This window comes from Amycolatopsis sp. NPDC028719 (assembly GCF_055565395.1).
In genome coordinates, this window is record NZ_JBVHUL010000006.1 from 1 (window position 1) to 21993 (window position 21993).

Consider the following 21993-nt stretch of genomic DNA (forward strand, 5'->3'; position numbering starts at 1 on the left):
CGTGGCCAGGGTGCGGGCCGCGGCCCGTCCGAGGCTCAGCGGTGCCTGGTCGGTGTCCACCGGGTCGGTGACAGTCACAGCGAGAACCACCCAATCATCTGTAGGTCAAGACTGGTAACGGGGATTGGTGGCGTGCCAGGTGAAGCCGCCGCCCATCCAGGAACGGACACCCACGAGGAACCGCTGCAGTTCCGGCGACGGCACCGCCATCAGGTCCCGGTGGCCGTCCTCGAACTCGTGGACGATCTTGTTGTGCAGCTCGACGGTGGCCTCGACGGCCTCCTCGACCGAGCAGCCGCGGTCCGCGGCGATCTGCAGCACCATGTTGCAGACCGGCTTCTCGTCGGCGGCGTCCTTGGCCACCGAATGCAGGTCGTTGACCAGCACCGACGCCGTCCCGGCCCGCATCATCGCCTCCCGCACGCGCGAGTCGTAGTAGAACGGGGCGGGCAGCTCGTAGCCGCCGACGGCGTCGACCAGGGTCATCGACGTGTAGAAGCTGTCGTGCTGGCGGGCCGCCAGGTACTCCCACGCGGGTGGGTAGCGGCCGGTGTGGCGCCACGCCGCGTAGGCGTCCCAGCTGACGAACATTGCGAACGTCGCGTAGCAGACCCGCTGGACCAGCACGGGGGAGCCGTGCCGGCCCAGGTGGCCGATCGCCGAGTGCAGCCCGACGAGGATCGGGTCCGCCCGCAGGGCTTCGTCGAGGGGCGCCGAGAACTCCCCGGCCGGCGCGACCGGGTCCATGGCCGCCATGACGAGCGCCAGGCGTGGCGGCAGCTCGGTCGGCGCCGCGCCCAGCGTGCTGTCGTCGGCGTAGTAGTCGTCGGCCGCCCACCACGTCGCGTTCAGCTGCGCCGCGACGAGCAGCCGGTCCGGGTCGTCGCAGTCGGGGTGGGCGAGCATCACCAGCCGGCCGAACCCGGCGTGGGCGATCTGGTCCAGGCCCGCGCCGGTGAACCCGCAGTCCCCGGCCCACGCGACCAGCCGCCGGTCGACCTCCCCGGCGAGGGCGTCGTCGATCCGCCCGGGAACTGGGCAGTACAACGGCGTCGCGCTGCCGTCACCCCACGGCAGGTGGGCGTAGGCCGGATCCTGCCCGGGCGCCGGCGCGAACTGGGTCGCGATCCGCGCCGCGGCCGTGCCGAGGCCGAACGGGCCCGCGAGCAGGCTCGCGGCGCCCCCGGTGGCCCACTGTGGACACGTGGTCCCGGTCGTCATGGTGCTCTCCCTCGGCACGCCCGCCTCAGACGCGGTCGGCGGCGATGAGCAGGTAGTGGAAGCTGCCTTCGCGGTAGGCGGTCAGGAACGGCTTCTCGACGCCGGTGGCGACCGAGGACCGCTCCCGCAGCTCCCAGTACGGGATCGTCGCGGCCGTCAGGTCGACGACGGTGATCGGGACGAACCCGTTGTCCGACAACGCCTTGAAGTAGTCGCCGCGGGCGTGGATGTTGCAGATGTAGTGCTGGTCGATCTGGCTCACCGCGCGCGACCGGCCGCCGGTGACGTCGTTGTAGCACCCGGTGATCGTCACGTACCGGCCGCCGGGCTTGAGCTGCCGCGCGTGCTCGGCGAACAGGTCGTGCAGGTCGACGTACATCGTGCTCTCGTTGTTCCAGATGCCCTGGAACACGCCGGACTCGAAGCCGGTGTCGAGCATGTTGCGCAGGTGGTAGCGCACCGAACCGTCGATCCCGCGCCGGCGGACGTGCTCGTTGGCGAAGCCGACCTGCTGCTCGGAGATGGAGATCCCGTCGACCTGGCAGCCGAAGCGCTGGTGGGCCATGACGCTGGTGCCGCCGCGGCCGCAGCCGGCGTCGAGCAGCCGGTCACCCGGGCCAATCGGGCCGAGGTGGTCGAGGAGGACGTCGGCCTGCGCGGTCTCGAGCCGGTGCATCTCGGCGATGATCGCCTGGTCGCGCTGGTCTTCCGGGGCGTCGAGGACGGCCGGGTCGTAGTCGCCGAGGCCGTAGTGGTGGTGGTACAGACCGTCGACATCGCCCAGCCGGAGGTTCACCGGGTCCTTTTCCGCGTTCCAGTAGTCGGCGACCGACTGCTGGTACGCGGTGCGGGTCACGGGCTGGTCGAGAGCCGTCATCGAGAAACTCCTCGTTCGTTTTTCCTTGGCGGGCAAGGAAACGGTCCGGACGCCCGGCATCGTCCCCTCCCCACCGACGCTAGCGAGGAAGGATTCGCGGGGACAAGGAGCTTCACTCGCGCTCGCCGGGCGTTGCCCGTCTGGCCCAGCGACACCCGTGCGCGGGGTGGCCTGACGCTTTCCCCCGCGCCCCGTTCGAGATCGGGGACAACTCGTTGGGATGACGTGGTGCGACAGTGGGTCGTCACCGCGGGTTCAGGGGAGGGGCGCGCGGCTCTCGTCGAGGCCGGCGAGCAGATCACCATACTCTTCGACGCGGTCCAGGACCTCGTCGGCGGTGAACGTCAGGTGGTTCACGTGGCGGCAGGCGCGGACCTCGTCCCACGTGACCGGCGTCGACACGGTCGGGTGGTCACGGCCGCGCAGGGAGTACGGCGCGACCGTCGTCTTGGCCGGGTTGTTCTGGCTCCAGTCGATGAAGACCCGCCCGCCGCGCTGCGCCTTGGCCATCACCGCGGTCACCGAATCGGGCGTCTCCCGGGCGAGCTGCTGCGCGAGCCGCTTGGCGTAGGCCGACGGCGCCGACGCGTCCTCGGTCCGGATGCCGCAGTACAGCTGCATTCCCTTCGACCCGGAGGTCTTCGCGTACGGCGTCAGCCCGTCGGCGGTCAGGACGTCGTGGAGGCGTTCGGCGACGCGGGCGCAGTCGACGACCGAGGTCCCCGGTCCGGGATCCAGGTCGAACACCAGGCGGTCGGGTGGTTGCCTGGTCTCCGCCTCGACGGTCCACTGTGGAACGTGGAGCTCGAGCGCCGCCATGTTCGCCGACCAGACCAGCGCCGGGAGGTCGTCGAGGAGCGGGTAGTCGATGGTGTCGCCGCTGCCGCGGGAACCCGTGCTCGGCAGCCGGACCGTGCGCAGCCACGACGGCGCGCCGTGGGCGACGTTCTTCTCGAACCACTTCTCGCCGTCGACCCCGTCGGGGTAGCGGATGAACGTCACCGGCCGGCCGGCGAGGTGCGGCAGCAGGATAGGCGCGATCCGCGAGTAGTAGTTGATCACCTCGCCCTTGGTGAACCCGTCCGCCGGGTACAGCACTTTGTCCAGATTGGACAGAGTGAGCTGCCGGTTCCCGGCCCGCACGGTGATCTTCCGGCCGATCGGCTCGGGAGGCGGCGGCGCGGCCGGCTCCGGAGTGCCGGCGCGGGGAGCGACGACGTCGTCGGGTTTCTTGTCCGCCCGCAGGCCGCGCCACGCGGTGTGGCGGACGCGCCCGGCCCGGGTGAACTGGCGGTAGACGATCTCGCCGACGAGCCGCGGCTCGACCCAGCGGGCGCGGACGGTGTCCTCGCGCGGCGGCGTCGTCGCGAACGGGTGGGTGCGACGTTCGAGCGGCTGGAGCTGCGCCACCAGGTCGGCGCGGGCGGCCTGGCTGAAGCCGGTGCCGACGTCGCCGATGTAGACGAGGGCGCCGGTGGCGGGGTCGTGCGCGCCGAGCAGGAGGCCGCCGAGGGTGCCGGTGAAGCTGCGCTGCCCGGGGCGCCAGCCGCAGACGATGACCTCCTGGGTGCGGATCAGCGGGTGCTTGAGCCAGGAGTCCGGCCGTTGCCCGGGCAGGTAGGCGGAGCTGCGCAGCTTCGCGACGACGCCTTCGTAGCCCGCGGCCGCGGCGTGGGCCAGGAAGTCCGCCGGCGTGCGGCGGTCGGCGGCGAGCTCGTCGAAGGTGACGGCGCGGACCACCGAAACGCGGTAGGGATCGGGCATCGGCAGGGCGGCCAGCAGGCGGCGGCGTTCGTCGTACGGCTCCTTCAGCAGGTCGCGCTCGCCCAGCCGCAGCAGGTCGAAGGCGAGGAACCGGACCGGGATGTCGTCGAAGAGCATGCCCTTGGGCGCGCTCTGGTGGCGGACCCAGCGGCCGCGGCGTTCCTGCATGAGCTCGAAGTCGATCCGGCCGTCGTCGCCGTAGACGACGACCTCGCCGTCGAGGTGGGCGGCCTGCCCGCCGAGGTCGAGGACTCCGGCCAGGTCGGCGAACTCGGCGGTGAAGTCGATGTTGTTGCGGCTGGTGAGGACGGTGGTGCCGTCCGGGGCGATCCGCATGGCGGCGCGGTAGCCGTCCAGTTTGTACTCGTAGGCCCACTCGGCGCCGCTGCGCAGCCGGCCGCCGTCGGCCTTGGCCAGCATCGGCTCGATCCACGCCGGAACGCGCGACGCGTCGTGAGCAGCCATGCCGGACCTCCGTCTGTGCTTCCTCGACGGTAACCCGTTCGGCCTAGTTCCGCTGGGTCTTCGCAGGTGAAAGCTGTTTGAACGCCTGTTCCCAGTCACCCGCGAGCGGCGCGCCCGGTGCGGTCGCCCAGCAGGCCGCGAGCAGGTCGTAGCCGAGGTGGACGAGCTTCGCGTGCGCGGGCCAGTGCCGCCGCGTCCAGGCGGGGTCGTTGTGGGCCGAGTCGATCGCGGCCCGGGTCGTGCCTTCCAGCTCGAACTGCAGGTCGCGCCGGTGAACGGGGGCCGCCGGGCCGTGCGCGAGCAGGGTCCGGGCCGTGGCGCGGACGCGGGCTTCGGTCCAGTGGAACGTCCCGCGGTGCGCCTTCGGGGCGAGCAGGTACTGCGACAGCACCGCGAGCGCGACACCGATCAGGGTCTCCACCAGGCGGTCGCGGATCACCGGGCCGACCGCGCCGGTCACCGCGGCGCCGCCGGCCAGCAGCGCCACCGGCGTGATGAACACGACGGCCACCGCGTAGTTGCGCGGGACGAACAGCTCGATGCAGAACTGGAGCCCGGCGATCGCGGCGACCAGGGCGAGGCCGGTGGGTTCGAGCAGGGACAGCCCGGCGAACACGCCGAGGCCGACGGCGGTCCCGGCGAAGCGCTGCAGGCCGCGCACGTTCGCGCGGACGCGGTCGGTGCCCTGCTGCAGGACGACCAGCGCGCTGAGGATCGCCCAGTGCGGGCGCGTCAGCCCGAGGGAGGCGCTGAGGCTCCCGGCGAGCGCGCAGGTGGCGCCCACGCGCAGCGCCGTCACCGTGGCGTGGGAGCGCAGCGACGCCGACCGCCGCAGCCGGTAGCCGACGCTGGGGCGGGGAAGGGGCAGCACGCCGGTTTCGCCGCCGGTCGCGTCCGCGAACCGCCGGTGGGCGGCGATGAGCGTCTTCGCCAGGTCGGAGTCCGGGCCTTGGCGGGCGTCGTGGACCGCGTTCCAGGCCGCGGAGATCGCCGAGCCCGCGGCGTGGCGGGCTTCCACGCCGGCGTCTTCGGTCACCGCGTCGACCGCCTTGACCGCCTTCTGCACGGCGATGCGCTCCGGCTTGCTCCGGCCGGCCATCGACACGATGACGGAGGACGTGCAGCCGAGCGCGGTGCAGCCGAGCAGGGTCACGGGGTCGGCGCCGGCTTCGGTCGCCACCAGCGCGCCGCCGCAGACGAGCGCGAAGAACAGCGCGCCGGGCGGCCCGAGGCGCAGGGCGTCGACGGTGTAGACGGCGAGGACGGCGACCGCGGTGACCACGACGATGATGGCCGCTGGGGACTTGATGCCGCCGACGGCCGTGCCGAGTCCCGCCGCGAGCAAGAGCAGGGCGGAGGCGGTGAGGACGACCCGGGTCCGGACGCGGTAGGGGCGGCCTTCGCCGTAGAGGACGGCGAAGGCGCCGAAGGTGACGAAGAGGGCGACGTCGGCGTGTCCGGCGAGGACGGTGCCGGCGCCGGGAATCGCGACCGCGGCCGCGGCCCGGAGCCCGGCACTCCACCGGCGTCCGGCGGCGGGCAGGGCGAAGAGCAGGGCCCGTGGCCGGACGGTGCGGGGAAGCGGGTCTTCGGGCGGCACGGCTTCATTCCAGCACGGGCGGAGGTGGTGGCCCGGGTGGGGAAGCGCGGGAGTGAGTTCGGTCGCCTCGGGACGGAGAGGCCACGGCTGCCCCCCAGGCCGTGTCGCTTCCGCCGGCTCAGGCGGGGAAGAAGTCCTCGACCGCGCGCCGGAGCGTGGCCCGCACCGTCTTCGCGTCGTCCAGTTCTCCGCCGTGGAGGGCGCCGTCGCGGAGGAGGACCAGGACCCGGGCCGCGTGGTCGGGTTCCGGGTGGCCCAGTGCCGCCGCCTCGTCGCGGAGGACCTCGAAGAACCACTGGCGGTGGTCGTCGATCACCTGACGGACCCGGGACTCGGCGTCGGGGTACTCCGCCGCCGCGTTGAGGAACTGGCAGCCGCGGAAATCCTCGCCGCACGTCGCTTCGCCCACCACCGCCAGCGCCGACGCCAGCGCTTCGCGAGGCGGCTTGCCCGCGCGGGCCTCGTCGACCGCCGCGCGGATCTGCCGGCTCGTCTCGGCGAGGTACGCCGCCACCAGGTCGTCCTTGGTGGGGTAGTGCCGGTAGAACGTCGCCCGCGTCACCGCCGCCTCGCTGACCAGGCGCTCGACGCCGACCGCGTGGATGCCCTCGGCGTAGAAGAGCCGGGACGCGGTGGCCAGCAACCGGTCCTTCGGGTGCACCTCGGCAGACCTCATCTCGCGAGCATAGAGAAAGACTGGTCGTTCTGCCAGATCGGCTACGTCACATTGCCACGGCGGTCCCGGGCGGCCAGAGTATGCAGACAGAAAGACCAGTCGTTCTCTCTGAGGAGCCAGCCATGAGCAAGCCCACCATCGTCCTGGTCCACGGCGCTTTCGCCGACTCGTCGAGCTGGACCGGCGTCGTCGCGAAGCTGCGGGAGCAGGGCTTCCCGGTCGTCGCGGTGGCCAACCCGCTGCGCGGCGTCGAGTCCGACGCGGCCTACGTCGCGGACGTCGTCAAGAACGTCGAAGGCCCGGTGGTCCTCGCCGGCCACTCCTACGGCGGAGCGCTGATCACCCGCGCGGCCACCGAGACGCCGAACGTCCGCGCCCTGGTCTACATCGCCGCGTTCCAGCCCGACGCGGGCGAGAGCGTCTTCGAGCTGTCCGGCCGTTACCCGGGCGCCAAGCTCGGCCCGGACACCACGAACGTCCTGGTCCACGGCGACGCGCCGGAGCTGTCGATCAAGCTGGAGGACTTCGCCGAGGTCTTCGCGGCCGACGTCCCGGCGGAGACCGCCGCGATCCTGGCGGTCACCCAGAGGCCGGTCGCGCAGCAGGCACTGGCGGCGCCGTTCGAGGGCACGCCCGCGTGGACGAAGCTCCCGTCGTGGACGCTGATCGCCAACCAGGACAACGCGATCCCGGCGGCGGCGCAGGAGTTCATGGCCGAGCGCGCGTCCTCGACGGTCCGCCGGATCGACGCGTCGCACGCGGTCGCGGTCTCCCAGCCGGCCACGGTGGCCGAGGTGATCACGGCGGCGGCCGACGCCACGGAGTGAGTTCGGCCGCCGTGCGGACCGGGACCGCCCCGGTCCGCACGGCGAAGCCGCGGCGGGCGCCGGCGCCCGCGTGCGTCAGGCTGCTTCGATGCCGTGCGACTCCAGTTCGGCCCGCAGGTCAGGACCCAGGAACTCCGCATTCACCACCCGGCGCAGACGGGGAACCAGAGCCAGGTCCGCCAGCGACGTGATGTCGAACAGGTCGTCCTCGCCATCCCACACCGGGGCGCACTCGTGGTACACCTGCAGACCGCCGTCGAGGACCAGCTCGTCGACGGTCGCGAGCAGCTCCGGGCTGATGTCCAGTGCCTCGAAGTACGCACGGGCCTCGGGTTGCACCTGGTAGGCGAGCCCGCGGTCGTACACGTACTGCCAGGCGTCGCCCGGAACCAGGTCGGCGAAGCGGAACGCCGGCGTCAGCACCTGGTCGTCGTACATCAGCTTTTCGACGACGACCAGCTTGAAGTTGAAGTCTCGGAACACCCCGGCAACCTAGCCGACCGGCGGGAGGCCGGCGCGGGCTTCCCCGTACTCCCGCACGATCCCGGCCACGATCCCGGCCGCCGGGAGCACCGCGTCGATCAAGCCCGCCGACTGCCCCGCCTCGAGCTTGCCCTCCGCGACGTCACCGTGGAGGGCCGCGTCCTTCAACGAAGACGCCTGGAAAGTCTTGCGCCGCAACGGCTCGTCCGCGCCGGACGCCTCCAGGGACAGCATCCGGGTGGTGAAGTCGTTGTCCAGGGCCCGGATGACGCCCAGGCCCTGGCCGACCGTCCGCGTGCCGTCGACGCCGGCCGAGAGCACCGCGTCCTTGTACGCCGGGTGCACCGACGCCTCCGTGCTGGCCAGGAACCGCGTGCCGAACTGGGCGGCGTCCGCGCCCAGGGCCAGCATCGCCGCCAATCCGAAACCGTCGGCGATGCCGCCGGAAGCGATCAGCGGCACGGAAACCGCCCGGGCCACCGCCCGCACCAAAACCGAAGTCGCGACCATCGCGGGCGGGGGGTGCCCGCCCGCCTCGGCGCCGACCACCACCAGCCCGTCCACGCCGGCGGCGGCCGCCTTCACCGCATGGTCCACTCCGGCCACCACGTGCAGGCAGCGCGTCCCGAGGTCGTGGAACCGGGCCAGGTACCGCCGCGGCCCGCCCTGCGACGCGATCAGGACCGGCGGCCGGTGGCGCAGCACCAGGTCGATCACCTCGTCGGCGCCGGCGCGGTACAGCGGGAGGTTCACCGCCCACGGCTTGTCCGTGCCCGCCGTCATTTCCTCCAGCACGCGGTCCAAATCGGGCAGCCGCATCGGGCCCGCCGCCACCACGCCGAGGCCGCCCGCGTTCGACACGGCCAGGGGCAACGCCGAACTCGACGACGCCCACGACATCCCGGCCTGCACGATCGGCAGGTCGATGCCCAGCAACCGGGTCACTGCGGTGGAAATCACGCCTCCTCCAGCAGGGAACGCGCGTGCGCGGCCAGCCGGTTCTTCTGCACCTTCGAGCTCGCCGTCATCCCGATGCCCTCGAAACCGTCGACGATCCGCAGGTGCCGCGGCACCTTGAACCCCGCCATCCGCGCCCGCGCCCAGCCCAGCAGCTCGGCCTCGGTGATCTCGGGCGACGTCAGCACGACGAACGCGAACGGCACCTCCACCAGCCGCGCGTCCGGGACGCCGACCACCGCCGCCTGCCGGACCAGCGGGTGCCGGTGCAGGGTGTCCTCGATGTCCGCGGGCGCCACGTTCTCGCCGCCGACGCGGATGATGTCCTTCGTCCGGCCGGTGAAGTGGAACCGCCCGGACTCGTCGAGCAGGCCGACGTCGCCGGTGGACAGCCAGCCGTCCGCGTCGATCGTCTCGGCCGTCTTCACCGGGTCGTCGAGGTAGCCCGCCATCACGTTCCAGCCGCGCACCAGCACCGCGCCCGGCTCGCCCGGGCCGCAGTCACGGTCGGCGTCGAACGCGCGGATCCGCACCTCGATCCCCGGCTGCACGGCCATCGCCCCGGAGGCGCGGATCTCCGGGGGCTCCCACCACGCCGACTGCGCGACGTTCGGCGACGCCTCGGAAAGCCCGTACCCCGCAACGCATTCGTGCGCGCCCAGCTCGTCGATGACCCGCCGGATCACGGTCGGCGACGCCGCCACCCACGCGCCGCGCAGCGACAACCGGCGCTGCGCGCGCGAGGGGTGGTTGAGCAGCAGCAGCGCGATGGTGTCGTTGCCGGAGAAATGCGTGCAGCGCTCGGTTTCCAGCAGCCGCAACGCTTCTTCCGGCTCGAACTTCGGCATCGTCACCAGCGTCGTCGCGTGCTGGGCCGACGCGAGCACCGACAGCGTGCTGCCGGCGACGTGGAAGAACGGCCGCGCCGAGTGGAACCGGTCGCCGGGGCGCAGTCCCATCCGCGCGCCGGAGAAGAACGCGTCCGCGCACATGCTGCGGTGGGTAAGCAGGACGCCCTTCGGCCGCGACGTCGTCCCGGAGGTGTACTGCACCAGCAGGAGGTCGTCCGGAGAACCGGCCGGCGCGGGAGCCTCCGAAGGAACGGAAAGGAACTCGTCCCACGAAGAAGCGAAAGCAGGTACATCGTCGCCGAGCACCACGACCTTCTCCAAGGAAGGAAGCGACTCGACGCCGATCTCCCGCAGCATCCCGGCGAAGTCCACATTGAGCACCCGGGAAGCGACGAACAGCGTGCGCACCCGCGCGTGCTCGAGCGTGTACCGCACCTCGTCGGCGGTGAACCGCGTGTTGACCGGCACGGCGACCGCGCCCGCCGCGCCGATCGCGTGGAACAGCGCCACCCAGTCCGGGCCGTTGCCGAGGCAGAGGCCGACGCGGTCGCCGCGGCCGATCCCGGCGGCGGCCAGCCCGGCCCGGATCCGGGTGACCCGGGCGGCCAGCTCGCCGTAGGTGATCCGCTCCGAAGCCGTGACGACGGCTTCGACGTCCGGTGCGAGCAGGGCCGCGCGGGCGAGGACCTCGTGGGTGGTGAGCGGGCAGGCGGTGCGCAGGTCGGTCATCGCGGTTCTCCGTTCCCGGCGGTGAAGCGGGCGACGCCGTCGCGCCAGCCGCCGTCGGCGAGGCACTGTTCGATGGCCGCCATTTCGATCCGGATCCCGCGGTCGAGGTCGGTTTCCGAGCCGAGGTCGACCGCTCGCTTGGTGAGCGAGATGGCCAGCGGCGGTGCCTTCGCGATGCTCGCGGCCGTCTCGTCCCCGGCCGCGCGCAACTCGTCACCCGGCACGACACGGGTGACGACGCCGAGGTCGGCGGCCTCTTCGGCGTCGAGCGCGCGGTTGGTGAACAGCAGCTCCTTGGCCCGGCGCTTGCCGATGGCGCGCTGCAGGCGCTGGGTCGCGCCGACGGTACCCCAGTGTGGCTCCGGGAACCGGAAGACGGTTCCCGAAGCGGCCAGCGCGAAGTCGGCGGCGAGGGTGATCTCGCCGCCCGAGCCGACGACCGCGCCCTGCACGAGAGCCACGACCGGCACCCGGCACTGCTCGATCGCCGAGTACGCGGCGAAGGAGGCGACGCGGCGGCGTCGGACCCAGGCGGCGTCCTTGCCGGCGCGTTCCTTGAGGTCGGCGCCCGCGCAGAACACCGGCCCGCGGCCGCTCAGCAGCACCACCCGGACGTCGTCGTCGAGCGACTCGAACGCCTCCCGCAGCTGGTGGCACATCGGCAGGTCGAGGGCGTTGCGGGCCTCGGGCCGGGCCAGCTCGACCCGGGCGATGCCGTCTTCGGAGGAGACGCACACGCGCTCGGTCATCCGATCACCCCGTCGGTCCGCAGGTCCTCGATTTCGGCAGGGGCGAGCCCCAGCTCCGCCAGGACGTCGTCGGTGTCGGCGCCGAGCAGCGGGGGCACGCCCGGCACCGGAGCCTCTCCCGCAGTCTCGCGCAACGGCGTCCGCAGCGCCGGGAACGTCCCCTCCGACGGGTGGGTGAACTCGCCGACGACCCCGCGCGCGAGGGCGTGCGGATCGGCGAGGGCTTCCCGCACCGAGCGGACCGCGCCGGCCGGGACGTCGGCCGCGCGCAGCTCCTTCACGAGCGGGTCCCGGTCGTGCTGGGCGATGGCGCCGCGCAGCGCCTTCATGACCCGCGCGCGCTGCTCGACCCGGCCGGAGTTGCCGCGCAGCGCGGGATCCGCGGCGAGGTCGTCGAGGCCGAGGACCGTGCACAGTGGACCCCAGTGCTGGTCGCTGCCGCTGATGTGCAGCCATTCGCCGTCACCGGCCTGGAACGCGGCCGACGGCACGCGGCCGGGGTGCTCGGTGCCGGTCCGCACCGGGTCCTCGCCGAGCGCGAAGAGCCGGGCGGCGTTGAGGGCGTGCAGGCTCAGCTGCACGTCCATCATGGACACGTCCAGGTGGCGGCCCCGGCTCGATGTCGTGCGCCCGGCCAGCCCGGACAGCACCGCGATGACCACCCAGAGCCCGGACGTCAGGTCCGCCACCGGGATCCCGGTCTTCGACGGCGGCCCGGCCGGCTCGCCGGTCATCGCCATCACGCCGGACAGCGCCTGGAAGACCGTGTCGTAGCCCTTGCGGTCGCGGTCCGGGCCGGTCTGCCCGAACCCGGTGGCCGAGACGTAGACCAGCCCGGGGTTCGCGGCGGAGAGGTCCGCGTACCCGAGGCCGAGACGGTCCATCGCGCCGGGCAGGAAGTTCTCGACGACGACGTCGGCGCGTGAAGCCAGCTTTCGCGCGACTTCTTGGCCGCGAGGGTTCTTGAGGTCGAGCGTCACGGACTTCTTGCCGCGGTTGAACGCGAAGAAGTACGCGCTTTCGCCGTGGGGCAGCCGAGGTTCGAAGCCGCGGGTCTCGTCGCCGGACCCCGGCCGCTCGACCTTGATCACGGTGGCGCCCAGCTCGGCGAGGACCTGGGTCGCCAGGGGAGCGGCGAGGACGCGGGAGAAGTCCAGCACGGTGATGCCGGACAGCGGGCCGGTCATGCGCGGAACCCCCGCATCAGCGCGTTGACGTCCTGGCCGGCGCGCATCGCGGCGTCGGTCGGCAGGTCGGCGACGCGGTAGAGCAGGTCCTTCGCGGCTGCGATGGCCCGCGGCTCGACCTTGGCCCACTGCTCGGCGATCTCCAGCGCGGCGGGCAGTACCTCGTCCGGTGCGACGACGCGGTTGACCAGGCCGTGCTCGAAGGCTTCGGCCGCGGTGAGCAGGCGGCCGGTGCTGACCAGCTCGAACGCGAGCTTGCGGCCCAGGTGCTGGACGAGCCCGGTCATCACCAGCGCGGGAACGATCGAGTGCTTGAGCTCGGGGTAGCCGAACTTCAGGTCGGTGCCGGCGACGACCATGTCCGCGCCGATGGCCAGCCCCGCGCCGCCGCCGACCGCGGCCCCGCGCACGGCCGCCACGACCGGGACGCGCAGTTGCCGCGCCTGGACCTGCAACTTCGCGGTGAGCGCGGCGCGCTCGAGGACGGCGTCGGCGTGCTCGGGCGTCAGGGATGAGAACTCGCCGAGGTCGGCTCCGGCGCAGAAGCCGCGGCCGGCGCCGGTGAGCACGACCGCGCGGACGTCCCGGTCGGCGTCGGCGGCGGTGAACGCTGCGCTGAGCGAGCGGGTCAGCGCCGTGTCGAGCGCGTTGAGCTTTTCGGGCCGGTTCAGGGTCAGGACGCGGACGGGTCCGTGGTCCTCGACGATGACGGTCACGGGGTCTCCTGGTTCGGGGTCGGGGTGAAGCCGGCGCGGGCCACCATGCTGTGCAGGGGACGGCCGAGCGCGTCTTCGCAGGCGGCTGACGCCTTGGCCAGCAGGTCGAGGTCGAGGCCGGTGTCGACGCCCATCGCGGCGAACAGGCTGACGAGATCTTCGGTGCAGACGTTGCCGGTGAGCCCGGCGCCGTACCGGATCGTCGACGGGTGACCGCCGACGCCGCCCATCGCGGTGTCGAAGTTCCGGCAGCCGGCCTCGAGGGCCGCGACGGCGTTGGCGATGCCGGTGCCGCGGGTGTTGTGGAAGTGCGCGACCACGGGCGGCCCGGCGTTCAGCCGGGCGAACAACGCGCGTACGGACGCCGGAGTCGCGACGCCGGTCGTGTCGCCCAGGGTGACCAGGTCGGCGCCGAGGCCGGCGAAGCGGGCGACGTCCTCGGCGACGCGGCCGGGATCGACGGCGCCCTCGAACGGGCAGCCGAACGCCACCGAGACCACGCCGACCAGCTTGAACCGGCCCCCGGCCAGCTCGACCATCTCTTCGACCCGCTCCCACTGCCCGGCTCTGGACGTGCGGAGGTTGCGCTCGGTGTGGCTTTCGCTGGCCGAGACCAGCAGGCTCAGCTCTTCGGCGCCGTGGCCGGCGTCGAGGTCGTCGAGGGCGCGCCGCACCGCGCGCGGGTTCGGGCAGGTCGCCTTGAAGGCGACGCCGGGGCGACGCCGGATCTTCGCCAAGACCTCGGAAGCGTCCGCGAAGCCGGGAACGCGGGCAGGGTGGCTGTAGCTGGTCGCCTCGATGCGCCGGAACCCCGCGTCCGCGAAGGAGTCCAGCAGCGCGACCTTCGTTGCGGTCGGCACGAACTCCGGCTCGTGCTGCAGCCCGTCGCGGGCGAAGCACTCGCAGATCGTGACGGCGTCGGGCATCGGGCCACCTCCTGTTCGGTGGCTCCAGAACTACGCGGCTCTGTTGATAAAGTCAACAGTCGACGCCGGAGGCGTGGGCGCGCTCACGGTCCTCGACGGCCAGGGCCAGGTCGGCCAGCTTGTCCAGCGCGCCGCTCAGGGTCGCCGCCTCTTCGGGGGTCAGCGCGGCGAGGAACTCCGCGTCGCGCTCGTTCGCCGCGGCGATCAGGCCCCGGTAGACGCGCGTGCCCTCGGCGGTGAGGGCGAGCTGGGACGTGCGGCCCGAGCCGGTCGTCCGGTCGACCAGCCCGCGTTCGGTCAGGCGGCTGACCACCCGGCTCATCTGCGCTTTGTCCAGCCCGGCCCGGCGGGCTAAGCGGTTGAGGGTCAGGGTGGGGTCGGCGGCGATGAGCGAGATCGCCCGCCATTCGCCGAGGCTGACGTCGAACTCCCGCCGGTAGCGCAGCGCGGCGCTGCGCGACATCGCCGACGACGTGCGGGAGAGCCGGTAGGAGAGGAGTCCGGAGATGGGCACCAGGTCCCGGCCGTCCGCGCGTTCCGCCATGGCGGTCATCGTAGCCGTTGCCGATCAGGTGTTGACAAACACAACACCGGATGCCGAGACTGGCGCCGCACGCCCCGCCTGACGAAGGAGTCGAGTAGCCGTGGCCGAACACCCCGCCGTCACCGGACGGCCACCAGCAGTCGGCGACGCCGGCCGCGCGTCCACCTACCGGACCATCGCCCTGCGGGTCATGCCGCTGCTCGTCGTCTGTTACGTCGTCAGCTTCATCGACCGGACGAACATCGGCATCGCGCAGCAGGGGCTCAAGCGCGACCTCGGCTTCGGGTCGGCGGTCTACGGGCTCGGCGTCACGCTGTTCTTCGTCGGCTTCATCCTCTTCGAAGTCCCCAGCAACGCCCTGCTGGCGAAGATCGGTGCCCGCAAGACGCTGGTCCGGATCATGGCGACCTGGGGCGTCGTCACGATCGTGACGTTGTTCGTGCGCGACGAAACCACGTTCTACATCGCCCGGTTCCTGCTCGGCGTCGCCGAAGCGGGCTTCTTCCCCGGCGCGCTCTACCTGCTGTCGCGGTGGTTCCCGTCCGCGCGCCGGACGCGGATGACCGCGGTGTTCTTCATCGGCGTCCCGGTGTCGGGCGTGCTCGGCTCGCTCGTCTCCGGCTGGATCATGCACGCGCTCGGCGGCGTCGCCGGCCTGGCCGACTGGCAGTGGCTGTTCCTCATCGAAGGGATCCCGCCGATCCTGCTCGCCGTGCTGGTGGCGTTCTTCCTCGTCGACGAGCCGGAGCAGGCGAAGTGGCTGACGCAGGCGCAGAAGGCTCTGGTCCGGGCCGACCTGGAGGCCGAGCGGCTCTCGAAGGAGGAGCCCGTCGCCCAGCACGGCGGCATGCTTTCGGCGCTGCGCGACCCGAAGGTCTGGATCCTCGGCCTGTGCGCGTGCGGGGCCTACACGCTGGCCAACGCCGTTTCGTACTGGACGCCGCGGATCATCGCCGAGGCCGGCGTCGGCGACGTGCTGAACCTCGGGTTCTTCTCGGCGATCCCGCCGCTGCTCGGCATCGCCGTGATGCTGGTGGTCGGCCGCCACTCCGACCGGACGCTCGAGCGGCGTTGGCACGCGGCGGTGAGCTGGCTGGTGGCCGCGGCGGCGATGCTGGCGCTGGCGTTCGCCGGCGGCAGTGTGCTGGTGGTGGTCATCCTGCTCGCGGTGATGGCGGCGGCGCACTATTCCGGCCTGACGGTGTTCTATTCGATCCCGTCGATCTACCTGAGCGAGCGCGCCGCGGCGACGGGGATCGCGGTGGTGACGTCGATGGGCTCGTTCGCGGCGGCGTCACCGTCGTTGCTGGGGTTCATCCAGGCGTCGACCGGCAGCCTGTCGCTGGGGCTGGTGATCAGCGCGGGGATCGTGCTGCTGGCGGTGGCGGTGCTGCTGGTGGGGGTGAAAGCCGGGGACCTCAGGGAGAAACATCACTAGCGGCGCAAGGGGGTTTCTTCGTCCAAACGCGACAGCTTCTCCGGGTTGCGCACCGCGTACAGGCCCGTGACGAGGCCGTCGTCGATGCGCAGCGCCAGGACCGTGTCGACCTCGCCGTCGCGGCGGAGGACCAGCGCCGGGTGGCCGTTGACCTGGGCCGCCGTCAGCGAGCCGCGCGCGAAGCCGGCGAGGCCGGCGGTGAGCAGGCGGGCCACCGCCGGGGAGCCGACCACCGGTTCCGGAAGGGCCGGGACCACTCCGCCGCCGTCGCCGAGGAACACCACGTCCGGGGCGAGGATGTCCAGCAGGTGCTGCAGATCGCCCGTCTCGACCGCGCGCTGGAACGCCGCCAGCGCGTCGCGGGACTCGTGGGGGAGACGGCGCCGCGCGGCCGGCGGGCGGCCACGTGGGACCGCGCGCGGTGGGCGATCTGGCGGACCGCGGCCGGGGTCTTGCCGACGGCGTCGGCGATCTCGTCGTAGCCCAGGTCGAACACCTCGCGCAGCACGAACACCGCGCGCTCGGCCGGCGTCAGCGTCTCCAGCACCAGCAGCATCGCCATCGACACGCTGTCGGCCAGCTCGACGTCCTCGGCGACGTCGGGCGCGGTCAGCAGCGGCTCGGGCAGCCACGGGCCGACGTAGGACTCCCGGCGCCGGGCACGCGTCCGCAGCCGCATCAGCGCCAGGCGCGTGGTGATCCGGACCAGGTACGCGCGCTCGTCGCGCACCGCGGCCCGGTCCACGCCCACCCAGCGCAGCCAGGTCTCCTGCAGGACGTCCTCGGCGTCGGCCGCCGAGCCGAGCATCTGGTAGGCGACGGTGAACAGCAAGTTCCGGTGGGCGAGGAACACCTCGGTGGCGGGGTCGGCCATGGTGGCTCCTCTTTCGGTCTCGCGGAGTTTCCCACCAGATGCCGGCCGCGGCCGCCGTGTGACCGTGACCGTCGTCACTGTCACGGGCCGGGGGTGGGCCGGCATCTCGTGGTCGTCCGTGCCACGAACCCGGAAGAGGAACCATGGAACCCCGTTTCAGCCTGACCGGCACCGAAGTCGGCGCCAAGTTCGCCAAGCGGTTCGGCACCGCGAGCCTGGCCGTCATCCAGTCGCCGCTGCCGAAGGTCACCCAGGAGCTGGTGTCGCTGCGCGTCAGCCAGATCAACGGCTGCGGCTGGTGCGTCGACATCCACAGCAAGGAGCTCGCCGCGGCCGGGGAGCCCGCGGTGCGGATCAACCTGGTCGCCGCCTGGCGCGAGGCCACGGTGTTCAGCGAGGCCGAGCGGGCCGCGCTGGCGCTCGCCGAAGAAGGCACGCGGATCGCCGACTCCCACCCCGGCGTCTCCGACGACACCTGGGACCGCGTGCGGAAGCACTACGACGAAGAACCGACCGCCGCGCTGGTCGCGCTCGTGGCCCAGATGAACTCGGCCAACCGGCTCGCGGTGATCCTGCACCAGAAGGGTGGCTCGTACGAGCCGGGCATGTTCGGCTGACCGCCCCCGGCCCGGGAACGCGCGCTCCCGGGCCGGTTCGTGCTTCGCTGAGGGCATGACGAAGGCGGAGCGGTGGAACCGCTACTGGGACCGCAAGTCGGCGACCTACGACGCCGAGATGGGCGTCTGGGACCGCCGCCTCTTCGGCGACTCGCGGGAGTGGGCCTGCGGGCAGGCCACCGGCGAGGTGCTGGAAGTCGCCGTCGGGACCGGGCTCAACCTGGCCTGCTACCCCGCGGAGGTGACGCTCACCGGGCTCGACCTGAGTTCCGGGATGCTCGAGCTCGCGCGGTCCCGGGCCCGCGACCTCGGCCGCGCGGTGACCTTGCGGCAGGGCAGCGCGCACGAGCTGCCGTTCGCCGAAGCGTCGTTCGACACGGTCGTGTGCACGTTCGGGCTGTGCGCGATCCCGGACCCCGCGGCGGCCGTGCGCGAGATGCGCCGCGTCCTGCGTCCCGGCGGGCGGCTGATCCTGGTCGACCACGTGGCGTCGTCGTCGGGGGTGGTGCGGGCGATGCAGTGGCTGGTGGAGCTGGCCAGCGTCCCGCTGGCGGGCGAGCACTTCCGGCGCCGCCCGCTGAAGCTGGTGGAGGCGCTCGGGCTGCCGATCGAGCGGCGCGAGCGGTTCAAGCTGGGGCTGGTCGAGCGGCTGGTGGCCCGCAAGATCAGCTGACCAGCTTGGCCAGCGGGCTCTGCTCGAGGTCGGCGAACAGCGCCGCGACGTCGTCATAGGTCGCGATGGCGCCTGCCTCTTCCAGTTCCGCCGCGCTGACCCCGCCCGACAGCACGCCGATCGTGCGCACGCCGGCCTTCGTGGCGGCTCGCACGTCCCAGACGGCGTCGCCGACGAAGATCGTGTCCTCCGGCGCCGTGCCGGCCTTCTCCAGCGCCACGAGCACCGGTTCCGGGTCGGGCTTCGTCTCTTCGACGTCGGCGCCGGCGACGATGTCCCGCACCAGGTCGTCCACGCCGAGGACGCGACGCAGCTCGTCCAGCTCGTCGGGCCCCGCCGACGTCGCCAGCACGACCCGCACGTCTTTCGCGGCCAGCGCCCGGATCAGGTCCCGGGCGTGGTCGAACGGCCGCAGCAGCTCGGCCGTCTCCAGGTAGAACCGGCTGTGCAGCTCCTTGACCTCGTCCCCGACGCGCTCGGCGTCGGCGTCACCCAGCAGGGTGCTCAGCAGCTTCCCGGAGCCCTTGCCGATCGCGCGGTGCACGCGCCACGAGTCGACGGGGCGGTCGAGCTGGTGGAACGCCCGTCCCCAGGCGTGGACGTGGAGGTAGTTGGAGTCGACGAGCGTGCCGTCGACGTCGAACAGGACCGCGGTGGCGATGGTGGGCTCCTTGGGTTTCGGCGCGCTCGGCGCGGGTATCGCCGTGGCGAGTACCCGAGCCGGAAGGGAAGTACACATGTCGACGCCGGACGACCGCGACGCCACCACCGAGCTGGACCGCGAGCTCGGCGGCACCGGTGACCTCGACCCGGACGAGCAGCGCGAAGCGGCCGAGCGCGAAGCGACCGAAGACCGTTGACCGGCCTGGTGACGGCGGGTTTCCGCGGACTGGCCGCCCTGCGCCGCGCCCGGGCCTTCCACCCCGCCGGGCTGGTGCGGCGCGGCGAGCTCCGGCCGCTCGCGGACGACCTGCCGTGGCCGTCCCGGCCCACGGCGGTCATCGCGCGGCTGTCGAAGGGCGCGGGCACGCCGGGACGGCTGCCGGACGCGCTCGGCCTCGCGGTGCGGATCCCCGGCGCGGGCCGGGACGGCGGGCCGTGGGACCTCACCCTGACGACGGCCGGCCGCGGGCACCTGGGCCGGATGCTGCCGCGCCCGGCGGCTTCCTGGACCGGCGGCGCGTACACCAGCCTGGTGCCCTACCGCCGCGCCGACCGGCTGATCTGGCTGGCGGCGTGGGCGGTGGCGCCGCGGATCGACGCGTCGCTCGAGGCGGTCGCCGCGGCGGACGACCTGCGGTTCGTGCTGCGCACCGGCCGGCAGGACGGACGCTGGTGCGACAGCGCGGAGCTCATCCTGGGGGAGACCGGCGGCGACGCGCCGGCGTTCGACCCGATGCTCAACCGCCCGGACTGCCTCGAGCCGGCCCCGGAATGGCTGGCGAGACTGCGGGAACGGGCGTACGCGGGGAGCCGGGCCGGCCGGCCGTGACGCCCTCGCCCGTTTCGCCCGCCGGTGGCCGGGTACGCCCCGGTTTCGCCCGATCGGAGGAAGTCATGAGCACTCCCGAAATCGACCCGGTGACCGCCGAGAGCATGGAACAGGACGCGGACATCGGCAGCGAGCACACCGAGCCGACGTTCCACGACCAGGAACCCCACCCGGAGGCCACCGACGAGGAAGACCCCGACCACGGCGGAATGCCCACCGGGTGAGCCGGAACCGCTCTCCGGCGTCGGTGTCGCACCCGGCATTCAGGGTGCGGACCGGAACTGAACGCAGTGAATGACTCATTCCTGGCGCCGGACGCCAGGAATGAGTCATTCACTGCACCGGAAGCGACCCGCCGTGGGTGGGCGACCGCCCTTGCCGCGGCCCTGTCGTCCGAAACCGTCGCCGGAAGCCGCCACCCGCCCGGCCGTCGTCAAGACCGGGCGCGCGGGTACGTCCGGCGTTCCCCGATCCGCCCGTCCTTCGTGTGGATGAAATGGGCCGTGCCGCGCTTGATGGCCAGCTTCCGGCCCGCGGCGACCGCGTCGGACTTCTTTTCGGCGCTGCCGGACGCCCGCGCGTTGCCGACCACCTTGTTCTTCCACGTCGAGCCGTCGTAGAAGGTCTCCACGTCGCCCTCCGCCGGCTCGAGCCCCGGTGCCTCCTCGGCGGCGTAGGTGCCGTAGAGCGCCGGGTCCGGCTTCGGCGCGGTGCCCGGGCCGCCCAGCGGTTCGGGGTCCATCAGGTAGTCGAGTTCAGTGGTCCAAGCGGTCCCCTTGGCGCCGTCGGGACCGTCGGAGAGGTGCCAGATGGTCTTGTTGTGCACCTGGTCTTCTTCGTCGAACAACGCGGTCGGGGCGATCCGGCCCTCCAGGCCGTCGGCTTCGAGTTCTTCGATCGCGGCGAGCCATTGCTTCTGGTGGACGGTGTCGCGGGCGAGGTTGAACTTGAGCATGGCTTTGACGCCGGGGTCGTCGGTCATGTTGTAGAGGCGGGCGGTCTGCAGGCGGCCTTGGGCTTCGGCGGCGGCGTTGGCGCGGAAGTCGGCGAGCAGGTTGCCGGAGGCGACGATGTACTTGCCGTTCCAGGGGTAGCCGTTGGAGTCGGCGGGCAGGGCGCCGCCGCCGGCGACGATGGCCTGTTGCGGGTCCATGCCGCCGATGACGGCGGCCATGACGGGGTCTTTGACGGCTTCGGCGGTCATGGTGGCGGGGGCGCCTTCGAGGAGGCGGGCGACCATGGTGGCGAGCATTTCGACGTGGCCGATTTCTTCGGTGGCGGTGTCCATGATGAGGTCTTTGTACTTGCCTTCGATGCGGCAGTTCCAGCCTTGGAACAGGTACTGCATCGTCACGGTCATCTCGCCGTAGGCGCCGCCGATGAGTTCTTGGAGCTTGTGGGCGTAGACGGGGTCGGGCTTTTCGGGCTTGGCTTCGAACTGCAGGAGCTTGGTGTGACGGAACAAGGTCGTCTCCCTTCCGGTCCGCGCCGGTTTCCCCCGATCGGCCCCGGCAACCGGAAATCCGTCGTTTGAGTGCTTCGCCACCGGATATCCGATCGCGAGATCCCCAGCAGGAGGTGACCCCCGGTGCTCGCCCGGCACAACTCGGTGTGGCTGGTCCCCCGGTACGGCACGACCGAGACGGTTTCCGTCGTCGGCGTGCTGGACGCGATGACCTATCCGCGGCTGCGCGACAGCCTGCTCGAATTCGCCGCCGAGTCCGAGCACGGCGTGCTCGTCGACATCGAACGCCTGGCGCTGCGCGATCGGGCGCTGGTCAAGGTGTTCTCGCTGGTCGCCCTGCGGGTCCGCGACTGGCCGGCCGTGCCCTTCGCCCTCGTCACCGGCCGGCCCGAGCAGCGCGCGGTGCTGGCCGCGAGCGCGGTCGGCCGGACCGTGCCCGTGTACGGCGAGGCCGCGGCGGCCGAAGCCGCGCTGGAGCGCCCCGCCCGGAAGCAGGCCGGGCGCCTGCTGGTCCGGTCTTCGCGCACCTCGTCGTGCGCCCGCGAGTTCGTCCGGGAGACCTGCGCCGGCTGGCGGGTGCCCGAGCTGGCCGAGGACGCCCAGCTGGTCGCGAACGAGCTCGTCGAAAACGTCCTGCGCCACACGGATTCGCCGCCCCGCCTGCGGATGGAGCTGCGGCGCGGACGGCTGGCGGTCGAGGTGGCCGACGAAAGCCCGTACCCCGCGGTCCTCCGCGAAGGGCTGGACCTGACCGAGACGGGGCTCGGCCTGCGGATGGTCGCCCAGGTCGCGAAGACCTGGGGGAGCACCCGGGGCCGCTCCGGCGGCAAGACCGTGTGGGCCGTGCTGCCCCGGCGCTGAG

23 protein-coding genes and 2 pseudogenes are annotated in these 21993 nt (G+C 72.5%); 8 read left to right on the forward strand and 17 right to left on the reverse strand.

Going from position 1 to position 21993, the window contains the following annotated elements; genetic code table 11:
- Positions 1-105: 105 nt before the first annotated feature.
- The 5 genes from ACZ4TR_RS27845 to ACZ4TR_RS27865 all read right to left on the reverse strand — a co-directional run bounded on the left by ACZ4TR_RS27845 (position 106) and on the right by ACZ4TR_RS27865 (position 6603).
- On the reverse strand, positions 106-1221 hold the full coding sequence (locus ACZ4TR_RS27845) for a family 2 encapsulin nanocompartment cargo protein terpene cyclase (protein WP_465289804.1): 1116 nt from the start codon (positions 1219-1221) through the stop codon (positions 106-108).
- Between the two features lie 25 nt (positions 1222-1246).
- The gene (locus ACZ4TR_RS27850) at positions 1247-2098 is read right to left on the reverse strand and encodes a geranyl diphosphate 2-C-methyltransferase (RefSeq protein WP_364527630.1); all 852 of its coding nucleotides are present in this window, start codon (positions 2096-2098) and stop codon (positions 1247-1249) included.
- Between the two features lie 255 nt (positions 2099-2353).
- Entirely contained in the window at positions 2354-4327 is a 1974-nt protein-coding gene (ligD, locus tag ACZ4TR_RS27855; protein WP_465289806.1) for a DNA ligase D, read from the reverse strand.
- A gap of 43 nt (positions 4328-4370) precedes the next feature.
- Positions 4371-5927 carry an FUSC family protein gene (locus tag ACZ4TR_RS27860; protein WP_465289808.1) on the reverse strand — a complete coding sequence of 519 codons (1557 nt, stop codon included), beginning with the start codon at positions 5925-5927 and terminating at the stop codon, positions 4371-4373.
- A gap of 118 nt (positions 5928-6045) precedes the next feature.
- Entirely contained in the window at positions 6046-6603 is a 558-nt protein-coding gene (locus ACZ4TR_RS27865; RefSeq protein WP_465289810.1) for a TetR/AcrR family transcriptional regulator, read from the reverse strand.
- Between the two features lie 122 nt (positions 6604-6725).
- On the opposite strand from ACZ4TR_RS27865, the gene ACZ4TR_RS27870 reads away from it, so the two are divergent.
- On the forward strand, positions 6726-7430 hold the full coding sequence (locus ACZ4TR_RS27870) for an alpha/beta fold hydrolase (protein ID WP_465289812.1): 705 nt from the start codon (positions 6726-6728) through the stop codon (positions 7428-7430).
- Positions 7431-7505: 75 nt separating this feature from the next.
- Here ACZ4TR_RS27870 and ACZ4TR_RS27875 read toward each other — a convergent pair whose 3' ends face one another.
- The 8 genes from ACZ4TR_RS27875 to ACZ4TR_RS27910 are packed head-to-tail and all read right to left on the reverse strand — an operon-like array spanning position 7506 to position 14572.
- Positions 7506-7913, reverse strand: coding sequence for a DUF6892 domain-containing protein (locus ACZ4TR_RS27875; protein ID WP_465289814.1), 408 nt, complete (start codon positions 7911-7913; stop codon positions 7506-7508).
- A gap of 9 nt (positions 7914-7922) precedes the next feature.
- On the reverse strand, positions 7923-8873 hold the full coding sequence (locus ACZ4TR_RS27880; protein ID WP_465289816.1) for an NAD(P)H-dependent flavin oxidoreductase: 951 nt from the start codon (positions 8871-8873) through the stop codon (positions 7923-7925).
- Positions 8870-10450 carry an AMP-binding protein gene (locus tag ACZ4TR_RS27885; protein WP_465289818.1) on the reverse strand — a complete coding sequence of 527 codons (1581 nt, stop codon included), beginning with the start codon at positions 10448-10450 and terminating at the stop codon, positions 8870-8872. Before ACZ4TR_RS27885 ends, ACZ4TR_RS27880 begins: the two co-directional genes overlap by 4 nt.
- A complete protein-coding gene (locus tag ACZ4TR_RS27890; protein ID WP_465289820.1) occupies positions 10447-11199 on the reverse strand; it encodes an enoyl-CoA hydratase/isomerase family protein in 753 nt (250 codons plus the stop codon). Before ACZ4TR_RS27890 ends, ACZ4TR_RS27885 begins: the two co-directional genes overlap by 4 nt.
- Positions 11196-12386: a CaiB/BaiF CoA transferase family protein gene (locus tag ACZ4TR_RS27895; RefSeq protein ID WP_465289822.1), complete on the reverse strand. Its 1191-nt coding sequence runs from the start codon at positions 12384-12386 to the stop codon at positions 11196-11198. Before ACZ4TR_RS27895 ends, ACZ4TR_RS27890 begins: the two co-directional genes overlap by 4 nt.
- A complete protein-coding gene (locus tag ACZ4TR_RS27900) occupies positions 12383-13102 on the reverse strand; it encodes an enoyl-CoA hydratase/isomerase family protein (RefSeq protein WP_465289824.1) in 720 nt (239 codons plus the stop codon). Before ACZ4TR_RS27900 ends, ACZ4TR_RS27895 begins: the two co-directional genes overlap by 4 nt.
- Entirely contained in the window at positions 13099-14028 is a 930-nt protein-coding gene (locus ACZ4TR_RS27905; protein WP_465289826.1) for a hydroxymethylglutaryl-CoA lyase, read from the reverse strand. Before ACZ4TR_RS27905 ends, ACZ4TR_RS27900 begins: the two co-directional genes overlap by 4 nt.
- A 52-nt stretch (positions 14029-14080) precedes the next feature.
- Complete coding sequence (locus tag ACZ4TR_RS27910) at positions 14081-14572, reverse strand: MarR family winged helix-turn-helix transcriptional regulator (RefSeq protein WP_465289828.1); 492 nt, start codon at positions 14570-14572, stop codon at positions 14081-14083.
- A 100-nt stretch (positions 14573-14672) separates the two neighbouring features.
- Between ACZ4TR_RS27910 and ACZ4TR_RS27915 the strand changes: the two genes are divergently transcribed.
- Positions 14673-16010: an MFS transporter gene (locus ACZ4TR_RS27915; RefSeq protein WP_465289830.1), complete on the forward strand. Its 1338-nt coding sequence runs from the start codon at positions 14673-14675 to the stop codon at positions 16008-16010.
- On the opposite strand, the pseudogene ACZ4TR_RS27920 reads toward ACZ4TR_RS27915, so the two are convergent.
- Positions 16007-16884: pseudogene (locus ACZ4TR_RS27920) on the reverse strand (RNA polymerase sigma-70 factor). The gene ACZ4TR_RS27915 and the pseudogene ACZ4TR_RS27920 sit on opposite strands and share 4 nt — an antisense overlap.
- A 143-nt stretch (positions 16885-17027) precedes the next feature.
- On the opposite strand from ACZ4TR_RS27920, the gene ACZ4TR_RS27925 reads away from it, so the two are divergent.
- On the forward strand, positions 17028-17501 hold the full coding sequence (locus ACZ4TR_RS27925) for a carboxymuconolactone decarboxylase family protein (protein ID WP_465289831.1): 474 nt from the start codon (positions 17028-17030) through the stop codon (positions 17499-17501).
- Between the two features lie 55 nt (positions 17502-17556).
- Entirely contained in the window at positions 17557-18174 is a 618-nt protein-coding gene (locus tag ACZ4TR_RS27930; RefSeq protein ID WP_465289832.1) for a class I SAM-dependent methyltransferase, read from the forward strand.
- Here ACZ4TR_RS27930 and ACZ4TR_RS27935 read toward each other — a convergent pair.
- Positions 18167-18913 (reverse strand): HAD family hydrolase, encoded by a 747-nt coding sequence (locus ACZ4TR_RS27935; RefSeq protein ID WP_465289833.1) that lies wholly within the window; start codon positions 18911-18913, stop codon positions 18167-18169. The two genes, ACZ4TR_RS27930 and ACZ4TR_RS27935, sit on opposite strands and share 8 nt — an antisense overlap.
- Here ACZ4TR_RS27935 and ACZ4TR_RS27940 point away from each other — a divergent pair.
- The 3 genes from ACZ4TR_RS27940 to ACZ4TR_RS27950 all read left to right on the forward strand — a co-directional run bounded on the left by ACZ4TR_RS27940 (position 18912) and on the right by ACZ4TR_RS27950 (position 19890).
- Positions 18912-19034, forward strand: coding sequence for a hypothetical protein (locus tag ACZ4TR_RS27940; RefSeq protein WP_364527683.1), 123 nt, complete (start codon positions 18912-18914; stop codon positions 19032-19034). The genes ACZ4TR_RS27935 and ACZ4TR_RS27940 overlap by 2 nt on opposite strands.
- Positions 19031-19666, forward strand: a complete 636-nt coding sequence (locus tag ACZ4TR_RS27945) for a hypothetical protein (RefSeq protein ID WP_364527686.1) — start codon at positions 19031-19033, stop codon at positions 19664-19666. Before ACZ4TR_RS27940 ends, ACZ4TR_RS27945 begins: the two co-directional genes overlap by 4 nt.
- Positions 19667-19731: 65 nt before the next feature.
- Positions 19732-19890, forward strand: coding sequence for a hypothetical protein (locus ACZ4TR_RS27950; protein ID WP_465289835.1), 159 nt, complete (start codon positions 19732-19734; stop codon positions 19888-19890).
- A gap of 209 nt (positions 19891-20099) precedes the next feature.
- Here the strand turns inward: ACZ4TR_RS27950 and ACZ4TR_RS27955 are convergent, their stop codons facing one another.
- Positions 20100-20297 (reverse strand): DUF2188 domain-containing protein, encoded by a 198-nt coding sequence (locus ACZ4TR_RS27955; RefSeq protein ID WP_465290699.1) that lies wholly within the window; start codon positions 20295-20297, stop codon positions 20100-20102.
- Positions 20298-20336: 39 nt separating this feature from the next.
- Positions 20337-21131 (reverse strand): annotated as a pseudogene (locus ACZ4TR_RS27960) (manganese catalase); the annotation flags it as partial.
- A gap of 123 nt (positions 21132-21254) precedes the next feature.
- Between ACZ4TR_RS27960 and ACZ4TR_RS27965 the strand changes: the two are divergent.
- Positions 21255-21992 (forward strand): ATP-binding protein, encoded by a 738-nt coding sequence (locus ACZ4TR_RS27965; protein WP_465289836.1) that lies wholly within the window; start codon positions 21255-21257, stop codon positions 21990-21992.
- Position 21993 lies beyond the last annotated feature (1 nt).